A 20,624-nucleotide genomic window follows, 5' to 3' on the forward strand; every position below is an offset into this window, starting at 1 on the left:
TACATTTGTACATATTAGAAGCTGCACTCGGTATGATATACTTAAGGAAACCAAGGATGACGGCGATAAGAGGTTCGCGAAGGAGTATGATGATGGGCAAACTGCTGGAGACTTACTCTAACTATTTACCAGAGCTGACACATTCGGAGAAGCATGTCCTTTATTACATCGAGGATAACCTGGAACAGTCCAAAACGATGCCTTTGACGAAAATGGCTGATGCTAACAATGTAAGCACCACTACCATTATCCGTCTCTGTCATAAGCTAGGGTTAGAAGGTTATGCAGAGTTGAAGTACCATTTGAAAGGAATCGAAGCCAACAACCTGCCAAATGATGAAGAAGACCCTATACAACGCTACCTCCGGGATATACCAGAAACATTAAAAAAACTAACACCTGAAACCATGGTAAGTATAGCTGCTTCCATGCAGCAGGCAGAACGGATTGTGATTTTATCTGTAGGATTGACCAAAACGATCGGAGAATACTTAAGTAAACGACTGATGCAGATGAATCAGTCGTCCACGTACATCTATGAATCCCATATGATCGACCTTATCAGTAACTGGATTGGGCGTGACGACCTGGTGATTTTCATCTCTTCCAGCGGAGAGACAGAAACGTTATTAAAAGCAGCAGAGAAGTTATCCCACTTGAATATCCCTTCTGTTGCGGTCACCAATAATCCGGATAGTCCCCTTCCTGCATTAACCAATGAGAGCATCAGCGCTCCTGTGAAGAAAGCATCTTACGAGGGCTACGATGTCTCAGCACGTTCGACCCTGGTGATGCTGGCCGATCTGATTTTCGAATACTACTTGAAGCTGATTCTTCAAGAAAAATAAAAAATCACCAATCCTCGTTTGGGATTGGTGATTTCCTTTTAGTATAGAAGTCAGTTCTTAAAGATTATTTTCCATTTTCTTTCTGTTTATCCAAATCCTCTTTGTATGCATAGCTGAAAAGAAGTGCTACGAGCAAAGCTCCACCGATAATATTACCGATACTTGCAGGAATTAAATTAAAGAATACAAATTCGTACCACGTATAAGATGATTCAGACAACACACCGAGACTGAAATAACCCATGTTAGCTGCACTATGCTGGAAGTTTCCTGCTACGAATAAAATGACAGGCAGTGTAGTGCCAAGCAGCTTTCCTGTAATATCCCGAGCAGCTGTTGTTAAGAATGCAGCCATTCCAATCAGCCAGTTTGCCAAAATACCTGATACGATGATTTCAAACCATCCGGCTGCTCCCAAGTCCATAAACTTCATCTTCTTATCAAGCATAAATTGCAACTCCGTATAAAACGGCTGGGATAACGAACCGGAAGATTGGATGAGCACGGCTACAAATAATGCGCCTACAATGTTGCCTAAATAAGAGGAAAGCCAAAACTTGACCATATCCTTGTGCATTAATCCTGCGATATGAAATTTATATGTCGGCAGCATGACATTGATTTCTGTGAACAATACAGCACCTGATATAAACACCATTGCATAACCAGCGGCAAAGCCAATCCCAGTTAATAGATAATAGAGTCCTTCTGCTTCGATGCCGATTCCTAAAAGTATGGAAAAAGCAGCTCCAAAACTCATAAATGATCCGGCAGTAAACGCCAGCAGCATCTGAGCGCGGAACGGTTTTGCAAGGTGATCCCGGCCTTTTTCACCAAATTCCTTCACTATCTGTGAAGGGATATAAAATTGTCTATTCGGACTTTCTGTATCGTCATTTGGCTGCTTTTCAGCCTCTTTCATTTGTTTATCGAGATTTTTTCGGTCTTGTTTTCTATGACTCACATGCATCCCTCCATCCTTCTTCTTTTTATACCCCCTCCCATTCAGCTGTAACCTTATGCCCCTTTACAATTTCTTATCACAGGGAGTCTGTTTTTGAATATCACTATGATATAGGATTGAAAGGAGAAAAATTGCCTATGAATCATTACTATTACCCGGCTTTTCCACCTCATCCTGTACCTTGTCATATGAATCAGCATGAACTCCCATCAGCACTCTGTTCATCTCCTCGCAAAAAGAATTTTTACATTATCCAACCTGGCGACAGCATCTATAACCTCGCTCACTTTTTTAATGTCTCTATAGAAAAATTGATTACTAACAATCCCGGGATTCACCCATTTTTCCTGATGCCAGGACAGGTGATATCCATACCACTTGAATCACCGACCGAAGACTGTCCACAAATTTATACCATCAAACCTGGTGATACCTTCTATAACATAGCCATGGACAACAATTTGAGTGTCAAAGACTTAATGACCGCTAACCCTGACATCAACCCGAATGCCTTATTGATCGGTCAGGAAATATGCCTGCCCTTGTCTGAGTCGCGCTTCATACGTTTATGGCGGCTGATGACGGGAATCGGGAATTAGCATGTATTTCCGGGAGTGATGCACTTGTCTACTTCACACATTATCTTACTGTTATTCATTGGCTATATTATATTCACAGTTGACAAAAAGCAGGAAAACTTCCCGGTACCTACCATCCTTGTCATCATAGGTATCGGCCTTTCGTTCATTCCTTATTTTTCATCTATTGAAGTTACAAAGGATATGATTTATCACGTTTTCCTGCCAGCCCTGTTGTTTACTTCTGCATATCGCTTTTCGCCTGATGAATTGAAAAAAAATGCAGGAATCATCAGTTTCTTAGCTACCATAGGTATTATGCTAACGGTTACGCTGCTTGGAGCTGCCATTTATGCATTAAGCGGTCCTTTCGTTTCCCTGTCGTTTTTGGGAGCTTTAATCATAGCGTCTATCCTTACACCAACGGACCCTGTTTCTGTTGTGTCGATTTTGAAAAAATCGGCAGGTGACGAAAAAATCGCTGATGTAGTAGAAGGGGAATCATTAATTAATGATGGGACGAGCATTGTCATCTTTACCGTATTATCTGGAATGCTTACACAGAGCAAAACATTCAGCATAGTATCTTTCCTGGGTGAGTTCCTGCTCGTTTCTCTCGGTGGTGCAGCTTTGGGAATATTATTCGGCTGGCTGATGAGTAAAGCTGTTCACTTCACTCATAACCGGCAATACCAAGTGATGCTGAGCATCATATTAGCTTATGGCATTTTCAATATCGCCGAACATATCGGCGTTTCTGGTGTCCTGGCAACTGTATTTGCCGGCATCATGCTGTCGTTTGAATATGGAAGAACAATCCGGGAAGATCATTTTAAAGATACATTGGATGGATTTTGGGGAATTGCGGAGTTGACCATATTGTCATTGATCTTTTTATTAATCGGTATCCAGGCAGCCGAATCACTTTTTTTCAATGCCTGGGGATTTGCGGCTATCATCTTCGTATTATCCCTGGTCATTAGATTTGTTATCATTACAGGGACCACACAATTGTTCCCTCATTGGAGACAGCGCATCTCCTGGCGTGAGGCCAGTCTTATATCCTGGTCTGGTTTAAAAGGGACTATGTCTATCTTTCTAATTTTAAGTTTACAATCAAAAAGCTCGGGTGACATCGATATGATTGTTTCCCTTTCTTTTGCTGCAGTACTAATTTCCCTTATCGTCCAGAGCCTTGGGGTTTCCCCGCTGTCTAAAAAGCTAATTAATTAAAGAACAAAAGCGCAAGCGCCTTGCTCACCCCCGACAAGCTTAAGACAAGCCTCGCCGTGACGTTTTTTGTCACAGAGAGGATTGACTTAAGACCTCGAGGGGGTAGGCGCTGGAGCTGGATGGGACCAACCACGTAAAGTTAACCACAAAAAGAAAATTGTATTATTTCCTAGTCAAAATAAAAAAAGGGCTGTCCCATAGTCTTTAATAGACTTATACGGGCAGCCCTTTTTGATAAAATACCCTTGGCCCTCACATTTTAATGCTCCAGCTGAACTTCCGGCTTTTCGTTGGAAGGCTTGATCATAAATAAGGTAACAATCACAGCACTCCCACTTAATAGTGCGAGACCCAAATATAACCCTGCAGGATAGCGTTCCATTAAAATGGCGATAATAGGCGGTCCTGCCGCCACCCCTACAAAACGCATACTGCTATACAGTGAGGTGACAGTTCCTCGTACGTCCTTCTCAATCCCTTCGGTAATTAATGCATCCAGACTGGGCAATGATAACCCAATTCCAAGTCCGGCAACCGACAATAATAGAAGCAGCATGACCAGGCCTGTCTCATTCTTTATAAAAACCAGGGTAGAAGCCGCCCCTCCATTCCCGATAATCACTGCCCATTTCATCAGCATTTTATTTTCTCCAATTTTCTTCCCGCTAAAATAAGAAGCAGCGCATAAGAATAACAGAGGAATGGCCAGCACCAAACCTTTATTAGCCCCTTCAATTGCGTATTTAGACTCTAATAAAGCAGATAAATGAAAAAGAAAACCGAATAATACAAACATATTGATACATCCAATGAAAAATATCGCCATCAGCCACTTGCCATTATGATGAAATACTTCTTTGATGGACGCTTTGAATTGAGAAAAGCTTTTTTCTTCATCCTCTTGTTTTTCCTTAGGAACTTTCACGAACTTCCATACCAGCAAAATGGCTATCAAGGAAAGCAATGGTATTGCAGCAAATGGAATAAACCAAAGAATTACGGCAAGCAATGCACCTAATACAGGGCTCAATACCTTTCCAAATGTATTGGAAGTTTCAATGAGACCCAGTCCAGCGCTTACTTGTTCTTCCTCTTTATACATATCTCCAACTGTAGGGATGACTACAGGAAAAGCACCCGCTGCCCCAATCCCCTGCAGAAATCTCCCGGCGAGTATCAACAGGTAAGGTTCTGCCATCTTCCAGGCAGCGAATGCCGAAATGATGCCTCCCACCCCAACAATAATCAAGCTTGGAATGATTACTTTTTTTCTTCCTAATTTATCCGATAAATAACCTGCAATAGGAATCAGTACGATAGCAACTACGGAATAAACGGTTATGATCAGACTCGACTGAAAAGGTGAGATGTTAATTTCCTTCTCAATGATTGGCAACACAGGTATTAACATGGAATTACCTAACGTCATCACGAGGGGGATGGATGCTAAGGCAATAAGATCCCACTTTTTCTGTTCCATTTCTGCTCCTCCATCTATCTGCTTTTTGAATATTAAAAAAGTGCACACGACCGATGTGCACTCAATCGAAATGTATATATGGGGGTCGTTTATCTGACTGATGTTCTATTTTAAAATTTTTGTATGGAAACAACTACGTATGTGTACTTATGATTCGCTGTTCGTTATTTTTCATACTCCGCTCCAATATCCAAAAAAAGTAAAATAGCATACCCTTGATATGCTTTTTATTTAATGCCCAGCCGGAAACGACTTTGTACTTCCTGGCTGGTGCTGGAATCTGTGTTTTGTTTTAATGTTGTTCCACAGTTAGGGCAGATACTTGCTTTTGCCGGAATCGATGTACAGCAATAAGGACATTCCTTTTTCGTCATGGAAGCAACAAGATCCTGGTTTGGTTTCTTCCATCGATTCAGCTGCCTCACTACCATAAAAACAGCAAACAGAATGATAATAAAACGAATAAAGGATGATAAAAACAACCCATAGTTGATGGTAGCAGCGCCAGCTTCTTTAGCTGCTGCCAGTGACGGATAAGAACCGCCGCTCAAGCTGATGAATAAATCCGAAAAGTTCATTTTAGCTAAAATCAGACCAATTGGAGGAAGCAGGATATCCGTAACAAGAGAATCGATGAACCCACTGAAAGCAGCGCCCAATACCAGTGCCACCCCCAGTTCTGCTGCACTGCCTCTCATAGCAAATTGACGGAATTCATGGAATAAACGAATAGAGATCATCCCCTCATCTCCAGATACCACCATTTTATGTGAAACATAGACGAGCTATGATTTTTAGGGGAGGCTTTATTTGCGACTTACCAGGTTTGAGCAAAAAAACAAAGCCGGACTATAATTAGTCCGACTCATCCCTCTTATAAGGGATTTCAGCTATAATTTTCGTTCCTTCATCCGGAGCGGAGATAATCTCCAGCTCCCCTCCGACCGAACGCGTGCGCTCTTCCATACTGAACAGGCCGACACCGGAGGATAACTGGTTCTTATCAAAACCTGCCCCCTGATCTTCAATCATCACCCGGACGACATCGTCCAGTTCACGAATGGTCACCCAGGCTCGATCGACCTTTGCGTACTTCCATATATTCGTCAGGGCTTCCTGAATGATGCGGTAGATGGTTATTTCCTCATGAGGGCCCAGCCTTTGATCAAGCACGCATTCAAACATAACATCGATATCATAGTGATCAGAGTAGCGGTTCAGAAAGGATCGAATCGCCGGCACCAGCCCGAGGTCATCCAGGACGGATGGACGGAGCTCCCAGGAAATGTCACGTACTTCTTCGATCAGTTCCGTCGCTTCATCCCGCATCTGGTCAATCAACGGGTGTTCCATTTCTGCGCTCAGCCTGCTGATCGTAATCAAATGACTGTAAAGATTTTGTCCAAGCCCGTCATGGAGGTCTCGCGATAGCCGCAGCCGCTCTTCTTCCTGCACCTCTATGATTCGCGTCATTGCTCGCTGCAACTCTGCTTCTACGCGCTTTCTTTCCGTAATCTCGGAGCGGATCGCCAAGTACTGATAAGGTTTTCCTTTCTCATTCAAAAACGGTACAATCGTCGTATCCACCCAGTAATAGCTGCCGTCTTTAGCCTGATTCCTTATTTCACCTTTCCATACCTCTCCACTGCCGATCGTTCGCCACAACTCTTTAAAAAATTCTTTCGAATGATAGTCCGAATTGATGATCGAATGCGTGCGTCCAATCAATTCTTCCCGCTTATATTTTGAAATATGGCAGAATTGATCATTGACGTACGTTATGACTCCCTTTTCATCGGTAATAGCAACAATAGATGACTCATCAAGAGCAAACTTTAAATCCACCAGCTCTTGCATCGACTTTTCCAATTCATCAACGACACGTTTGAATTCTGTAATTTCTTTCCGGATCGCCAGGTATTGATAGGGCTTCCCCTTATTATTCAGAAAAGGCACAATGGTCGTGTCTACCCAATAAGGAGAGCCATCCTTCGCCCTGTTTTTGATTTCCCCGCGCCACACTTGCCCATTGGCAATTGTCCGCCATAAATCACGCATAAAGTCCTTAGAATGATAACCAGAATTGATGATCCGGTGATCTTGTCCGATCAACTCTTCCTCTGAATACTTGGATATCTCGCAAAACTTGTCATTCACATATTTGATCGTCCCTTTTTGGTCGGTGATCGCTACAATCGTGGATTCGTCAAGTGCAAATTTCATATCAAGCAGTTCATTCAAAACCTTTTGTGGTTCTAAGTTGGAGATAGAGCTGTCATTATCGGCATGCAAAACTAGCAGCGCGTAGTTGTCTCCCCCCATAGAAAAAGTGTTTTTACGTATGAATAATGGAAAGCGCTGTCCTTCTGTCGTCAAACCAAATTGTTGCGTAAACGTCCCCGGCTCTAACACGTCAACATTTGTCTCAGGTATCCATTTTTTAATATGGCTGCCAGTGCCACTTTCCGTGTCTGCATCAAAAAGTTTCAGCGCTTTATCATTCATGGACTCAATATAACCTGCTTGATCTATGACAATTGTGGCATCTTCTGCAGTATCCTGTTGTTTACTGTGTTGCGTTCTTGTGGTCACCAAGCTTCCCCCCTATTCATCGGTAAAATGGGAAGATAAAAATGATTCCAAATGCTGTGCAACTTCCCTGAGCTTCTGTTTTTCGTGTTTATCAAACTGGCGGGCGTTCCGGTAACCAATCAAAAGGGCGCCTTTAGGGAGACCATTCCAAACTAAAGGAACCGAATAAGCGGCAACCAGCTTTTCGGCTAACATAATCGGGTAATCGGTTATTTTCCCTAAAATATTATCGGGAAAATCAGTGATTTGCATTGGTGTTCCACTGGAAATCACTTTACCGGCAATCCCTTTTCCATATCGGACAGTAATATATTTATATTTCTCATTTCGATTTCCCATTGCGTAAGGCCAGGTAATATCCGGATCGTTTCGATTCTGCAAGGCAACACCGACAAAATCACAGGGTACGCCTTGCTTCAGACGGTCACATTCGGTGAGTATCAACTCTTTTAAAGATTCCATGCCATCACGTCCTCACTGGATCCCATAACCAAGTAATCCTTTTTTCAAGGCAAAGGACACCAGTTCCGGCCGTGTTTTCATTTGCAGCTTCTCCATCAGATTCCCTTTGTGGGTCTCGACGGTTTTGACACTGATGACCAGCTTTTCTGCAATCTCTTTATTCGAATAACCCTTGGCTATCAATGTCAGGACTTCTTTTTCCCGATCCGATAGCAGCTGATACGTATCGGCACCATCTTCTTTCAAGTTCCCCAGGTATTCTTCCATTAAGCGTTTCTGAGCGGAGGGATGAAGGTAGGCATCCCCTTGACATACGGAACGAATCGCATTAACCAATTCGTCATGTGGCGCACTTTTCAACACACAACCGGAAGCTCCCGCCTGAATGGCACGGAACAAATATTCTTCATCATCATGCATGGTGAGAATAAGGATGGCGGTATCGGGAAGCTGTTTTTTCAATTCCCCTGTAGCAGATAAACCATCTTTTCCATGAGGCATACTCAAATCCATCAAAATAGCATCCGGCTTTTCTTCCAGAGCTTTCTCGATTCCTTCGTTTCCTTCAGAGGCTTCCCCTACCACTTCCATATCCGGTAAGGAATTCAGTAACATCTTCAACCCCATCCTTACCACTGCGTGGTCGTCCACCAACAGGACCTTAATCATCCCATAGCCCCTCCTATGACTGGATTGGCAAAACGATGGAAACTGTTGTCCCTTTATCCAACTCAGAGGTAAGGTTGCATTGCCCCCCGACAAGACGCATCCTTTCCCCCATGGCGGCGATTCCCATGGAACGACCGCTTTCCATCACTTCGTTTGTATCGAACCCTTTTCCAGTATCTTTAATTTCTATTTTCACGGAAAACTCTCCCCATGTAAACGCTATTTTTGCTTTATCTGTATCTGCATACTTAGCGATGTTGATTAAAGCTTCCTGACAGACCCGAAAAGCGGCCAGACTTTCTGGATCGGAGACCAGTTTTTCTTCCCCCTGGGAATCCACATCAATCAATATACCGAATGTATTCGTGAATAACTTAGCGTAGCTTTTCACGGCTGCCGTCAATCCTAGAGTTGATAATGTATTTGGATATAACTCGACTGACAGCAGTCTGACTTCACGGATCGTCCGCTCCATCAGGCCGGACATTTCCTTCGCATAGTTTTTCAACTCCGGCTGTTCGATGCCGGATTCGATGAAATTCAAGCCCGTCTGCAATGTATACAGATTCTGATTGATGCTTTCATGGAGCTCAAGGGCTACCCGTTTAATTTCTTCTTCCTGAGACTGAATGATATAACTGCACGCCTGGTTGCCAGATTCAAGCTCCATCTCCATCCTCCTCTATGATTTACATACTTTTTCTAGATTGATTTTCGGTAATATCGCTAAACACACCGGCATATTGGATGATTTCCCCCGAATCATCCTTGATGGCATTGATGGTCAGCCATTCTAGATAGTCTTCTCCGTCTTTCCGTTTATTCCAGATTTCTCCCTGCCAGTAGCCGTGCTTTTCTAATGATTCCCACATACGCTTATAAAATGCCGCAGACTGTCTGCCAGACTTCAGGATACTTGGATTTTCCCCGGCTGCTTCGTCAGATTCAAAACCGGTAACCTTGGTGAAAGCAGGGTTTACCGTAACAATTTTACCATTTTTGTCTGTGACCATCATGCCGAGCGGCGTCGTTTCCATAATCTGATGAGATACAGCAAGCTTATCATGATAGTACATCCATATGACCAGAACCAAACTTGCTAAAGCGATTTGAGAAAGTGCCATGAAGCCGATGGCATAGTGTCCTGTCAAGCTGTAAAGAAGGGACAGCATCAACGGCGGGAAGAAACCTCCCAAACCTCCCATCGCAGATACAATACCGTTAGCAATTCCAGCCTGTTTGTTGAAATACATTGGTACCAGCTTGAAAATGACTCCATTCCCAACCCCGGCAGCTACGGCAATGGTCAAACTGCCAACTGTATATAGGCCGATCGATGGAGCGAAGGATAACAGCAAGGCAGCTACGGTGAATCCGCCAAACACATACATCAATAAAATCAGGGAATGGAAGCGGTCTGCGAGCCAGCCTCCAAGTGGACGCAGGAAAGTGGCAACAGCAATAAATCCAGCCGTTCTCATCCCGGCATCTACTTTATCCAATCCAAAGTTTGCGACTAGAAAGTTCGGAAGATAGACAGTGAACGCCACAAAAGAACCAAAGGTAATGAAATAGAATAAACAGAATAGCCATAGCTTTTCATTTTTATAGACCCCTTTGATTTGCTTCATTAATGGCATTTTCACTCTCGTTTCCTTTTTATCTCCTAAAAAGAAGTTCAACAAGATGAAGATCCCTAAAAGTACAAGGTAAAGCTGGACCGTGAACGACCATCCGAAGTTTGCAGCAACTACCGGTGCGGCAAATGCTGTGATGGCAGTACCGATGTTACCCGCTCCGTAGATACCGTTAACGAAGCCATGACGACTTTTATCATAATATTTCGGCAAAGAAGTAACCCCGACAGAAAAGATGGCTCCACCAATTCCGAGGAACAGCCCGCCAATCATAAGGTCGACCAAAGAGTCAGCCACACTGATGTAATAGACCGGGAATAATAACATGATGAAACTTATCATGAAAATCATCCGTGCACCTAGTAAATTAGCTAAGTATCCTAGTGGAATTCTTAAGACGGACCCTAAAATAACCGGGATAGCAGTTACCCAGGCGATATGCTCCGGTGCAATAGCGATGTCTTCGGTAATAAAAGGAAGTAAGGATGAGATCAATACCCAAACCATAAAACCTGTCACAAGGTTCATTGTTTGTAATGGAAGCTGAATTTTCGTTTTCATAGCGGTTTCCCCTCGCTTTTAATTACATAGTGAAGGCCAGCCTCTGGATCATAAGCGGACCATTCGGTTTCTGTTTGTTCCACCTCACTGGTCAATGGAACGGCAAAAAAGTAATGATCATCAAAAAAAATTCTGAGATGAGTGTTATCCGGACAATTGGCCAGCTTTTTCACCTTTTTATCCAGCCACGGCGCCATATCTTCACCAGCTTCTCCATGAATACAAACTTTCACAGGAGCACCTATAAACCTTTTTAAATCACTATTTTCAACTGACGCCACAACTGCCACACCCCTTTTTCTCCGGAGGATAGACATAGAACTGGTAACCTTGGAGAGCTGTCCAGAATGTATCTCCCGCTGATTCTTCCAGATGATCGATGACTTCCTGTTCGGATTCCCAGCTGCTCATTCCTTTTACTTCAGCAACCACAACTTCAGCATCTAAAACTGTTTTATCATCCAAGTACCAGTGGAGCCGCTGTCCTTTAAATATTCTTTCGAAATTGTTTTGTACCTCGGCAGCAAGTGTCCCGGAATTTTCTCTGATAAAACAGAAATCAAGATAGGTTTCGCTCTTCATATCCCTTGCTGCCCCCTTTGTTTTTTTCCTTCTTATATATAAACAACGCTACCGGAAACAATAGAACATTCAATCCGGCATACAGTAACGTAACCCCATAGTTTTCGTAATAATATTGATGGACGACTAACTGAGTAAACACAATATTCATCATTAAAATGGCTGCCAACAGGATAACCCCGACGTAACTACGCTTCATAACGCTTCACCCTCACTGCGTAAATAGCGTCATCCTTCACTTCCACTTCGATTCCCGGAAGCGGCCGGCGCGGCGGACCTGCTGTTGGTGCACCGGTAGATGCATCAAATTTCCCATGGTGACATGGACAGATCATTTCCTGTTCGTCCTTGACCCAGTACACCGGGCATCTGAGATGGGTACAGGCATTCTGGTAAGCGACGTATTTATTTTCACTAAGACGGATTAGAATGGCGCTATCATGTTCACTCGGAAAATGGAATTTAACAGAATCCCCTACCTTTACATCTTTAACATCCGCGATTTTCTGATGCGGGTATTCTTTATCCCCAAGTCCCATCAATTCCTTGGCAGCGACGGCCCCCCACGGCAAGGTAGAGACAGCGAAGACACCGGCAGCACCTGCTAATGTTTTCATGAACCCTCTGCGGTCGAGCATCCGTTCATTATTCCGGTTGATATTATGCGTATAGTTATCTTCTTCAAACGGTATCTTGTTATTGCGATCACTCATGATACTTCCTCCTTAAAAGAGTTTTTCTGTCCCTTGCAAAATTCCCGGGAGATTCACTTTGACATTGGTCGCACCTTCCAGGTATGGCATGCTGGTCACCCATTTGTCATTATCCAGGTCATGACGGCGCTGCTTCTGTTCTATCTCTTCTTCTGTCAGCCATTGCAACGTATTGGAAGGACAGACACTGGCGCACATTGGCGGGATACCATCTTTCGTGCGGTCGATACAAAGGTCGCATTTGTACATCAGGTTTTGTTCTTCATCAAACTTCGGTATGCCATACGGGCATGCGATCGTACAGTTTTGACAGCCGATACATTTTTCAACAAGTGCTGACAGAACAGCTCCTGTTTCATGAATTTGGATGGCCTGGGCCGGACAGCTCCTGGCGCAGGCAGGATTTTCGCAATGCAGGCACATCAGCGGCATCGTCTGTCGGTTCACATGAGGATTGACATCATAGACATAATTCCTGTTCCGTTCTTCATGCCCGCCGCACTGGGTACATGCGGCGAGGCAGGAACGGCATCCGATACAGTTTTCTAATTCGATATATAACCGTTTCTTCATTTATAGCACCTTCTTAGGTTCGAGTTTTTCCATTTGAGCGGCACATGCCTTGAACTCTGGCATTCTTGATTTTGGATCGAGTGCCGGTATCGTCAATAAGTTGATAGATTCTTCGTGACCGAAATGATAGGGAACAAACACGGTATCTTTCCGGATGGCTTCTGTCACTTTCACTTTGTACACCGCTTCCCCTCTCCGGGTATACAGCCGTATTCTTTCGTCGTGCTCCATATAGTATTTACTAGCTGTCTCTGGGTGCACCTCTACATACGGTTCCGGGCACATGTCTTTCAGGAATTGAATCCTTCTTGTCTGGTTGCCGGACAAATAGTGGTAGACTACACGGCCAGTCGTTAAGCGAAGCGGGTATTCCTCGCAAGGTTCTTCTGCCGGAGGACGGTAAGGTAACGCACAAATTTGTGCTTTTCCGTCCGGATGATAGAATTTCTTATCGAGGAACATGTGTGGTGTTCCTTCATCTCCCTCATCTTTACACGGCCAGAACACGCCATCCTGCTTTTCGATCTTATCCCAGGTAGCACCGTAGTAATCCGCGCTTCCTCCCTTGGAAGCTAATCGGAATTCTTCCGCCACATCTTTTGCTGTCTTCAAGTGAGCGAAGTTTTCACCCTTGCCAAGCCGTTCTGCCAGTTCTACTTGCATCTGCCAGTCAGGCTTTGATTCACCCAGCGGTTCCTGTGCTTTATTAATTTTGATAATACGTCCTTCGATGTTGGTTACCGTGCCTTCGTCCTCTGACCAGGTAACGGAAGGAAGGATGACATCAGCGAATTCGGCGCTTTCTGATAAGTAAAAGTCAGCACAGACCATGAAATCGAGATTCTTCATGGCATTACGGACAAAATTCAAGTTCGGTGCGGATACAGCCGGGTTGGAACATAATAGGTACAACCCCCGGATTTCTTTCTGATCCATCAGTTCAAACATTTCATATGCAGATACACCTGCTTTTGGCATTTCTTCCGGTGTTATCCCCCATACGTTACAGACTTCCTGTACGTGCTGTGGATTGGTAATTTTCCGGTAACCTGGCAGCAAATCTGATTTCTGGCCATGTTCCCGGCCACCCTGACCATTGCCCTGACCTGTGAAAGTCGCGACTCCTGATTTTGGACGACCGACCTTGCCAGTGACAAGCGCCATGTTGGTGTAGCCAGATACGTTGTCGACGCCTTTATGCTGCTGCTCGATCCCTCGGGCAAACATAACGACTGCATTTGGTGCTTTCCCATAGATCTCTGCAGCTCTTTCAATCTTCTCTGGTGCTACCCCAGTCAGGTAACTCGTATATTCCGGCGTAAATTGTTTTACCAGTTCTTTCGTTTCTTCAAAACCGTTCGTATGCTGATTAACAAACGCTTCATCGGCATACCCTTTTTCTATTAACAGGTGGACAATTCCGTTTGCTAAAGCAAGGTCTGTCCCTGGTTTCAAATCAAGGTGAAGGTCAGCTCTTCTGGCAATCGGAGTTTCCCGTGGGTCAACGACGATGATGTAGCCTCCCCGTTCCTGTACATTCCAGATACGGAACATGGAAGTCGGATGGCACTCTGCTGTGTTGCTTCCCGCGATGAACAGGCAGTCTGTTTCATGAATATCTGTCCAAGGAAGTGTTGAGCCGCGGTCGACACCGAAAGAGCGAAGGAACCCGCCGGCTGCACTGGACATACAGAACCGGCCATTGTAGTCGATGTAGCGGGTACCTAAGGCAACACGTGCAAATTTACCAGTCAGATAACACTTTTCATTGGTCATGGACACTCCGCTGAATACAGACAAGCTGTCTTTTCCGTAATTTTGCTGCAGTTCACCGAATTTCTCAGCAATCAAGTCGTAAGCTTCTTCCCAGCTTGCTTCCCGGAACCCTTCTTGTGTCCCTTTCAAGGAAGCATCATCACGAATCAGTGGACGGAGGATACGGTCCTTATGGTTCGTCTGCTGGTAAGCCGTAACCCCTTTCGGACACATTTTCCCGACCGTTACCGGCCAATCGTAACGAGGTTCTACTCCGATGATTTTATTGGTGGCTGTATTCACCCGAAGGTTCATGCCGCATTGCATTCCGCAATAGCTGCAGTGTGTCTTGATCAGTTTCTCATTCGGGTGTTCCACATTCTCTATCTCTTTAAAAAATTTATCCCTTTGCATTTTGGTTGGCCTCCTTGGTTTTCACCTCATGGGTCGGAAATCCTGCGAATCTGGAGATGCGGTACTTACGGCGGCATGGGAGACACAATTCTGCTAAATTGAATCCGTCCTTCTCCATCGTAAAATCTATCTCGTTCGTACCCAGGACATTGACAACATCCTGTGACTGTTCCGTTGATACAAATTCATCTCCGCAAACCTTGCATTCTTTCATCGATTGTTCGCCATAATGTTCACGGTAATTTCTTGCAAAAACACTAAGCGGACGGAATGGAATATGAGCAAGCTTTCCGAATGGCAGATAAATGAGTGTCACAATGACGGAATACTGGTGGATAAGTGACATTGCGTAATGCCCTGCTCCATGTAAAAATACGTTCATAAAAGTTAAAATCAAACCGGTGATACTAATGAATAGCAATAAGTATAGTGGTAGAAAATCATACAAAAATTTCTGTTCTGCTCTCGCCTGCATATTCTTTAAGCGGCGGTACAGCGCCATGCATACCCCGATAATTACCATGATGGCTGTGATATTCAGAGCATTATAAGAAAGAAAAGCGATAACGCCATCAGCCGGAACCGTAATAAGATCCATTCCCATGGCTACGATGGTATAGTAGCCGCTCTCCTCCATCGTGAAATACATCCATCCGAAAACGAGCGGGAATGTAACCAGGCAAGAAAGAATAACACCCCATCCAATCAGCAAGTGCTGGGTCCATCGGTAAATTCCCCTATTCCAGATGAATTCGTACGTACCAAGATGGTTGACGGAAGTTTTCGGTGTAGACTTACGGAACAACAGCTTGATCCCTTTTTTGATGATGATCTTTGTTGGCGGTCTTTCTCCCCAGGCAATGAAGCGGTAGAAGAAGCCTGCGATGAATACGAAAGTACCTACCATATATCCGTACAAGTTCAAATCAACATGTGTGAACATTCTCGTTCCGATGAACATCAGCACAATGATTGCACTGACAGTAAGGAACATGGACTTTGCAAATTTCGAAGCAAATGCATCATTAATGGAATGAGTTGCTTTCATTGGTTTTCTTAACACTGTTTCAGCCATTTTTAATTCCCCTTCGCTTAACTTTTTTATGTGTTTGTGTGATCCCTGTAACTTGTTAATTTAATTATAGAAAGCGAAGGAGTTTTTCGTAATCGGGGAACCCCCCCATCCTCTCCGGGAAATCCCCCTATTTATTTTTTATTTGTGAAAACTGCCCAGATAATCGTTGTTTAGTTATGAAGAAGGGTTATTCAATTAAAAACCCAAAAAGTCTAAGACTTGATTTCAAGATATCTAGGGTACTTTACCATAAAAGTGTCAGGGGCGGTTGGGAAACTACTCGCTTTCCTGCAGGGGAACCGGCAAGCCTCCTCAGTCGTTTCACTCCCTGCGGGGTCTCGCCTGGATCCTTCTCCCGCGGGAGTCTCGCAGTTTCCCAACCACCCCATCCGAAGGATGGGAGAAAAGAACCCCTGTTATCTTGTAGATTTCCTCTACTTTTAATGGGTAATTGAACAGTGACGCGGTTTTAAGCTCACCTTTCATGCCTACCTCACTCTTTTTGAAGAACGATATACCCATGTTTCCGTTTCTCTCATACACGCAAGGGGGTACGGGAAATTGCGAGACTCCCATGGGATGAACATGAGCGGTGAGATCCCGCAAGGCGAAGCCTGAGGAAGCTCACCACATGCCCATGGAAAGCGAGTGATTTCCCGTACCTCCCAACCGTTACTACCGTAACGGAAACAATTTATCCTGAAACTGAGTCTTCAGCAATTGGGAGCTTAACTGTAAAATGACCATAAAAAAAGCAGGAGCCGGGCTGTTCGCCTGGCTCCTGCTTTCATTAATTAATCTTATTAAATCATAGATAAAATTGCACCGATTACCACGATTGCACCGATAATCATTAAAATTGTACGGATCATTCATATTCATCCTTTCTTCTGATCACTTTCTACTAATAGCTTCCCTTATTTATGGATAAGTTAAACCTTTTTATATCAATGGAAAAATAAACCAATTCCTATAGGAAGATCTTTTTAAAAAACTTTCTGAAAAAGGGTTGTAAAACAGCCTGTTCATTACTATAATGTCCTTTATACGTAAACGAATGTACTTTCTAAAAATACAAAAGGAGGACAAAGGACATGACACAAACAATCTCGATAGGCCTGCTCGGATTAGGCACCGTAGGAAGCGGGGTCGTGCATATTATTGACCAGCATCAGGATAAACTAAAACACCAGGTCGGATGTAATGTAGAAGTCAAACACATCCTGGTCAACAACCCGGACAAAAAGCGCGATGTCGTTTTAAACGGTGCGAGATTGACCACCAATCCTGATGACGTACTGAATGATCCAGAGCTTGATGTCATCATTGAAGTAATGGGCGGAGTCGAGACGACGAAAGACTATATTGTCCAAGCCCTCCAAAATAAAAAACACGTGGTGACAGCCAATAAAGACCTCATGGCTGTATACGGGAGCGAATTGCTGGCAACAGCATCAGAGAACAGCTGCGATTTATTTTATGAAGCTTCCGTTGCTGGCGGCATACCAATCCTCCGCAGCCTTGTGGAAGGATTGTCGTCAGACCGCATCACAAAAATGATGGGAATTTTAAATGGTACGACTAACTATATTTTGACAAAAATGACTCAGGATGGTGCTGCCTACGACGATGTCTTGAAAGAAGCGCAAGCACTGGGATATGCCGAAGCAGACCCCACTGCAGACGTGGAAGGAATCGACGCAGCCAGAAAAATAGCTATCCTCGGCACCCTGGGTTTCTCGATGCACCTGGAATTGGATGACGTATCGATCGAAGGAATATCCAATGTTTCCCAGGAAGACCTTGAATACAGTAAACAGCTGGGTTATACAATGAAACTGATCGGGATCGCTGATCGTTCCGGTGATAAAGTAGAAGTAAGTGTACAGCCTGCTTTGTTCCCCGAAAATCACCCACTAGCTGCAGTAAATGATGAATTCAACGCTGTATATGTGCACGGGGAAGCAGTTGGTGAAACAATGTTCTATGGTCCGGGGGCGGGAAAGCTGCCAACCGCAACGGCCGTAGTCTCCGATTTAGTTGATGTCATGAAAAATATCCGGCTCGGTGTCACAGGTAACAGTGCTGTCTTGCCCCAGTTTGAAAAGAACCTGAAGGATGAAGATGAAATCCAGGCAAAGTATTTCTTAAGATTGCATGCCAAAGATCAGCCTGGGACATTTTCTGCTTTAACAAACCTCTTTTCGAGCTATGGTGTAAGTTTAGAGAAAATTCTGCAGTTGCCTGCCAAAGAAGAAGACATAGCAGATATTGTTATGACGACTCATACCGTATCAAAGAAGAACTATCAATCTATTCTACAGCAGCTGCATGATCTGGATGTCGTTTCTGAAATCAAAAGCAGTTACCGTGTCGAAGGAGATGAACGCTGATGAACTGGAAAGGCCTGCTTCATCAATACGAAGAATATTTACCAATCAATGAAAAAACACCGAAACTATCCTTGTGGGAAGGCAATACGCCATTGATTGCTCTCGATAATTTATCAGAAAAACTTGGCGTGGAACTGCACGTGAAATATGAAGGTCTTAACCCCACCGGATCGTTTAAAGACCGTGGAATGGTGATGGCAGTTGCCAAAGCGAAGGAAGAAGGCAGTGAAGCGGTCATGTGTGCATCGACAGGGAATACCTCAGCCGCTGCAGCCGCCTATGCCGCCAGAGCCAATATGCGCTGTATCGTTGTCATACCAGATGGCAAAATTGCGATGGGTAAAATGGCACAAGCCGTCATGTATGGCGCGGAAATTTACGCCATTAAAGGAAATTTTGATAATGCCATGCAAATGGTACGCAACCTGAGCGAGGAAGCGCCAATCACCCTCGTCAACTCTGTCAATCCATACCGGATCGAAGGGCAGAAGACAGCGGCCTTTGAAGTATGTCAACAATTGGGCACCGCTCCTGACTATCTTTCCATACCAGTCGGAAATGCCGGTAATATTACGGCGTACTGGAAAGGGTTCAAGGAATATCATCAGCAAAATAACACTGGGCTGCCAAGCATGCACGGATTTGAAGCAGAAGGTTCAGCTGCTATCGTACGAAACGAAGTCGTCGAAAACCCGGAAACATTGGCTACCGCCATCCGGATAGGAAATCCGGCCAGCTGGGATAAGGCACTGGTAGCTACTGATGAGTCTAAAGGGAAAATCGATTCGGTCACGGATGAAGAGATTCTGGAAGCTTATCACCTTCTCGCGCAGTCTGAAGGAGTTTTTGCGGAACCGGCTTCCTGTGCGTCAATAGCAGGTTTAAAGAAAGACATCGAAAACGGCCATATCAAAAAAGGTTCTAAAGTTGTCGCTGTCCTGACCGGGAATGGACTAAAGGATCCAGACTGTGCCATTAAGAACTCCACGTTGAAACCGGTAGTTCTTCCAAACGAAGAAGAAGTGGTGTTCGATCATATTTTAGGACGTGTCAAACCATGAGTGCCAGCGGGATGTTCACGATCAAAGTCCCGGCCAGCACTGCTAATTTAGGCCCGGGATTCGACTCTGTCGGTCTAGCCGTCAACCGATATTTGACACTGGATGTGGCGCCGGACAGCCAATGGTCTTTCGAACCTGAAACCGAGAATTTAAAAGGACTGCCAGCTGGGAAGGATAACCTGATTTATCAGGTCGCAACATTTGTGGCCGAGAACTATAGAAAAGGCTCCCTCCCTCCTGTCACCGTTAAGTTAAGCAGCGACTTTCCCATGTCTAAGGGGTTCGGAAGCAGCGCCGCTGCCATTGTAGCCGGCATCGAACTTGCGGACTATCTGCTGGACCTCAACCTTTCATTGAAAGAGAAAGCACGATATGCAAGTCTTTATGAGGGCCACCCTGACAATGTCGCCGCTTCCCTTTTCGGCGGGCTGGTGATTGGATGTCACCAGGAAAAAGACACACATATTGTTTTAGGCGGACGTCCGGAAGTTGATATAGTAGCTGTCATCCCGTCCTATGAAATGAAAACAGATGCTTCACGAGGACTTTTGCCAGAAAGCTTTCCTTACGCTAAAGCTGTGGAAGCCAGCAGCATCAGCAATGTACTGGTCGCTTCCCTTCTGCAGCATGACTGGGAGCTTGCCGGAAAAATGATGACCGAAGACTTATTCCATCAACCCTATCGGGTCCAGTCGATTCCGGAATGGGACACAGTCATGACATTAAAAGAATCATTACCAATCTACGGAGTAGCTATCAGCGGTGCCGGCCCGATTCTTCTCTGCTTCACCCCACCTGGAAAAGGAGAAACAGTGAAACGCACACTCGCTTCTTCCTTTCCAGGAGAAGCAGTGGTGGAGCTATTACTTCCCGCTGAAACAGGAGTCACCGTCGATAGCTATAAATGCTCGGCAGCAAAATAACATACAGCCAGCGTTAAGGAGAATGATCCTTCGCTGGCTGTATTTTTTATGTAAGCTGCTTTATCTTTTGACTTGCCTGTTGAATGCTGATAGGTTTTGAATTAAAAGGGA

General features: G+C 44.5%; 21 protein-coding genes. 6 read left to right on the forward strand and 15 right to left on the reverse strand.

Annotation, left to right across the window (positions count from 1 at the left end; all coding sequences use genetic code 11):
- Positions 1-92 precede the first annotated feature (92 nt).
- On the forward strand, positions 93-848 hold the full coding sequence (locus tag ACGTNI_RS11065; RefSeq protein WP_394462370.1) for a MurR/RpiR family transcriptional regulator: 756 nt from the start codon (positions 93-95) through the stop codon (positions 846-848).
- Positions 849-912: 64 nt separating this feature from the next.
- On the opposite strand, the gene ACGTNI_RS11070 is transcribed toward ACGTNI_RS11065, so the two are convergent.
- The gene (locus tag ACGTNI_RS11070) at positions 913-1,812 is read right to left on the reverse strand and encodes a formate/nitrite transporter family protein (RefSeq protein ID WP_394462371.1); all 900 of its coding nucleotides are present in this window, start codon (positions 1,810-1,812) and stop codon (positions 913-915) included.
- A 137-nt stretch (positions 1,813-1,949) separates the two neighbouring features.
- On the opposite strand from ACGTNI_RS11070, the gene ACGTNI_RS11075 reads away from it, so the two are divergent.
- A complete protein-coding gene (locus ACGTNI_RS11075; protein ID WP_394462373.1) occupies positions 1,950-2,411 on the forward strand; it encodes a LysM peptidoglycan-binding domain-containing protein in 462 nt (153 codons plus the stop codon).
- Between the two features lie 24 nt (positions 2,412-2,435).
- Positions 2,436-3,623, forward strand: coding sequence for a cation:proton antiporter (locus ACGTNI_RS11080; protein WP_394462375.1), 1,188 nt, complete (start codon positions 2,436-2,438; stop codon positions 3,621-3,623).
- Positions 3,624-3,882: 259 nt separating this feature from the next.
- Here ACGTNI_RS11080 and bcbE read toward each other — a convergent pair whose 3' ends face one another.
- The 14 genes from bcbE to ACGTNI_RS11150 form a co-directional block, all read right to left on the reverse strand.
- Positions 3,883-5,103 carry a bacillibactin exporter BcbE gene (gene bcbE / locus ACGTNI_RS11085; protein WP_394462377.1) on the reverse strand — a complete coding sequence of 407 codons (1,221 nt, stop codon included), beginning with the start codon at positions 5,101-5,103 and terminating at the stop codon, positions 3,883-3,885.
- Between the two features lie 227 nt (positions 5,104-5,330).
- Positions 5,331-5,843 (reverse strand): large conductance mechanosensitive channel protein MscL, encoded by a 513-nt coding sequence (mscL, locus tag ACGTNI_RS11090; RefSeq protein ID WP_394462379.1) that lies wholly within the window; start codon positions 5,841-5,843, stop codon positions 5,331-5,333.
- 115 nt (positions 5,844-5,958) lie between these two features.
- A complete protein-coding gene (locus ACGTNI_RS11095) occupies positions 5,959-7,608 on the reverse strand; it encodes a PAS domain-containing sensor histidine kinase (RefSeq protein WP_394462459.1) in 1,650 nt (549 codons plus the stop codon).
- 99 nt (positions 7,609-7,707) lie between these two features.
- On the reverse strand, positions 7,708-8,157 hold the full coding sequence (locus ACGTNI_RS11100) for a GAF domain-containing protein (RefSeq protein WP_394462381.1): 450 nt from the start codon (positions 8,155-8,157) through the stop codon (positions 7,708-7,710).
- A gap of 12 nt (positions 8,158-8,169) precedes the next feature.
- Positions 8,170-8,826 carry a response regulator gene (locus ACGTNI_RS11105; RefSeq protein WP_394462383.1) on the reverse strand — a complete coding sequence of 219 codons (657 nt, stop codon included), beginning with the start codon at positions 8,824-8,826 and terminating at the stop codon, positions 8,170-8,172.
- A 13-nt stretch (positions 8,827-8,839) separates the two neighbouring features.
- Positions 8,840-9,496 (reverse strand): sensor histidine kinase, encoded by a 657-nt coding sequence (locus tag ACGTNI_RS11110; RefSeq protein ID WP_394462385.1) that lies wholly within the window; start codon positions 9,494-9,496, stop codon positions 8,840-8,842.
- Between the two features lie 19 nt (positions 9,497-9,515).
- A complete protein-coding gene (locus ACGTNI_RS11115; RefSeq protein WP_394462387.1) occupies positions 9,516-11,024 on the reverse strand; it encodes a nitrate/nitrite transporter in 1,509 nt (502 codons plus the stop codon).
- On the reverse strand, positions 11,021-11,305 hold the full coding sequence (locus ACGTNI_RS11120) for a hypothetical protein (RefSeq protein ID WP_394462389.1): 285 nt from the start codon (positions 11,303-11,305) through the stop codon (positions 11,021-11,023). The genes ACGTNI_RS11115 and ACGTNI_RS11120 overlap by 4 nt, the downstream gene beginning before the upstream one ends.
- The gene (locus tag ACGTNI_RS11125; RefSeq protein WP_394462391.1) at positions 11,292-11,606 is read right to left on the reverse strand and encodes a hypothetical protein; all 315 of its coding nucleotides are present in this window, start codon (positions 11,604-11,606) and stop codon (positions 11,292-11,294) included. The genes ACGTNI_RS11120 and ACGTNI_RS11125 overlap by 14 nt, the downstream gene beginning before the upstream one ends.
- Complete coding sequence (locus ACGTNI_RS11130) at positions 11,584-11,805, reverse strand: hypothetical protein (RefSeq protein WP_062438665.1); 222 nt, start codon at positions 11,803-11,805, stop codon at positions 11,584-11,586. The genes ACGTNI_RS11125 and ACGTNI_RS11130 overlap by 23 nt, the downstream gene beginning before the upstream one ends.
- The gene (locus tag ACGTNI_RS11135) at positions 11,795-12,319 is read right to left on the reverse strand and encodes a QcrA and Rieske domain-containing protein (RefSeq protein WP_394462393.1); all 525 of its coding nucleotides are present in this window, start codon (positions 12,317-12,319) and stop codon (positions 11,795-11,797) included. Before ACGTNI_RS11135 ends, ACGTNI_RS11130 begins: the two co-directional genes overlap by 11 nt.
- Before the next feature lie 12 nt (positions 12,320-12,331).
- On the reverse strand, positions 12,332-12,892 hold the full coding sequence (locus tag ACGTNI_RS11140) for a 4Fe-4S dicluster domain-containing protein (protein ID WP_062438659.1): 561 nt from the start codon (positions 12,890-12,892) through the stop codon (positions 12,332-12,334).
- Positions 12,893-15,061: a molybdopterin oxidoreductase family protein gene (locus tag ACGTNI_RS11145; RefSeq protein ID WP_394462395.1), complete on the reverse strand. Its 2,169-nt coding sequence runs from the start codon at positions 15,059-15,061 to the stop codon at positions 12,893-12,895.
- Entirely contained in the window at positions 15,048-16,091 is a 1,044-nt protein-coding gene (locus ACGTNI_RS11150; RefSeq protein WP_394462461.1) for a hypothetical protein, read from the reverse strand. Before ACGTNI_RS11150 ends, ACGTNI_RS11145 begins: the two co-directional genes overlap by 14 nt.
- A gap of 1,139 nt (positions 16,092-17,230) precedes the next feature.
- Between ACGTNI_RS11150 and ACGTNI_RS11155 the strand changes: the two genes are divergently transcribed.
- From ACGTNI_RS11155 to thrB, 3 genes are read left to right on the forward strand one after another with little or no spacing between them, the layout of a single operon-like run.
- Positions 17,231-18,529 (forward strand): homoserine dehydrogenase, encoded by a 1,299-nt coding sequence (locus ACGTNI_RS11155; protein ID WP_394462397.1) that lies wholly within the window; start codon positions 17,231-17,233, stop codon positions 18,527-18,529.
- The gene (gene thrC, locus ACGTNI_RS11160; protein ID WP_394462399.1) at positions 18,529-19,590 is read left to right on the forward strand and encodes a threonine synthase; all 1,062 of its coding nucleotides are present in this window, start codon (positions 18,529-18,531) and stop codon (positions 19,588-19,590) included. The genes ACGTNI_RS11155 and thrC overlap by 1 nt, the downstream gene beginning before the upstream one ends.
- Positions 19,587-20,513 (forward strand): homoserine kinase, encoded by a 927-nt coding sequence (gene thrB, locus ACGTNI_RS11165; RefSeq protein ID WP_394462401.1) that lies wholly within the window; start codon positions 19,587-19,589, stop codon positions 20,511-20,513. Before thrC ends, thrB begins: the two co-directional genes overlap by 4 nt.
- Positions 20,514-20,624: the final 111 nt, after the last annotated feature.

The sequence above is a fragment of the Thalassobacillus sp. B23F22_16 genome (assembly GCF_043496955.1).
In the GTDB taxonomy this organism is placed as follows: Bacteria; Bacillota; Bacilli; order Bacillales; family Halobacillaceae; genus Thalassobacillus; species Thalassobacillus devorans_A.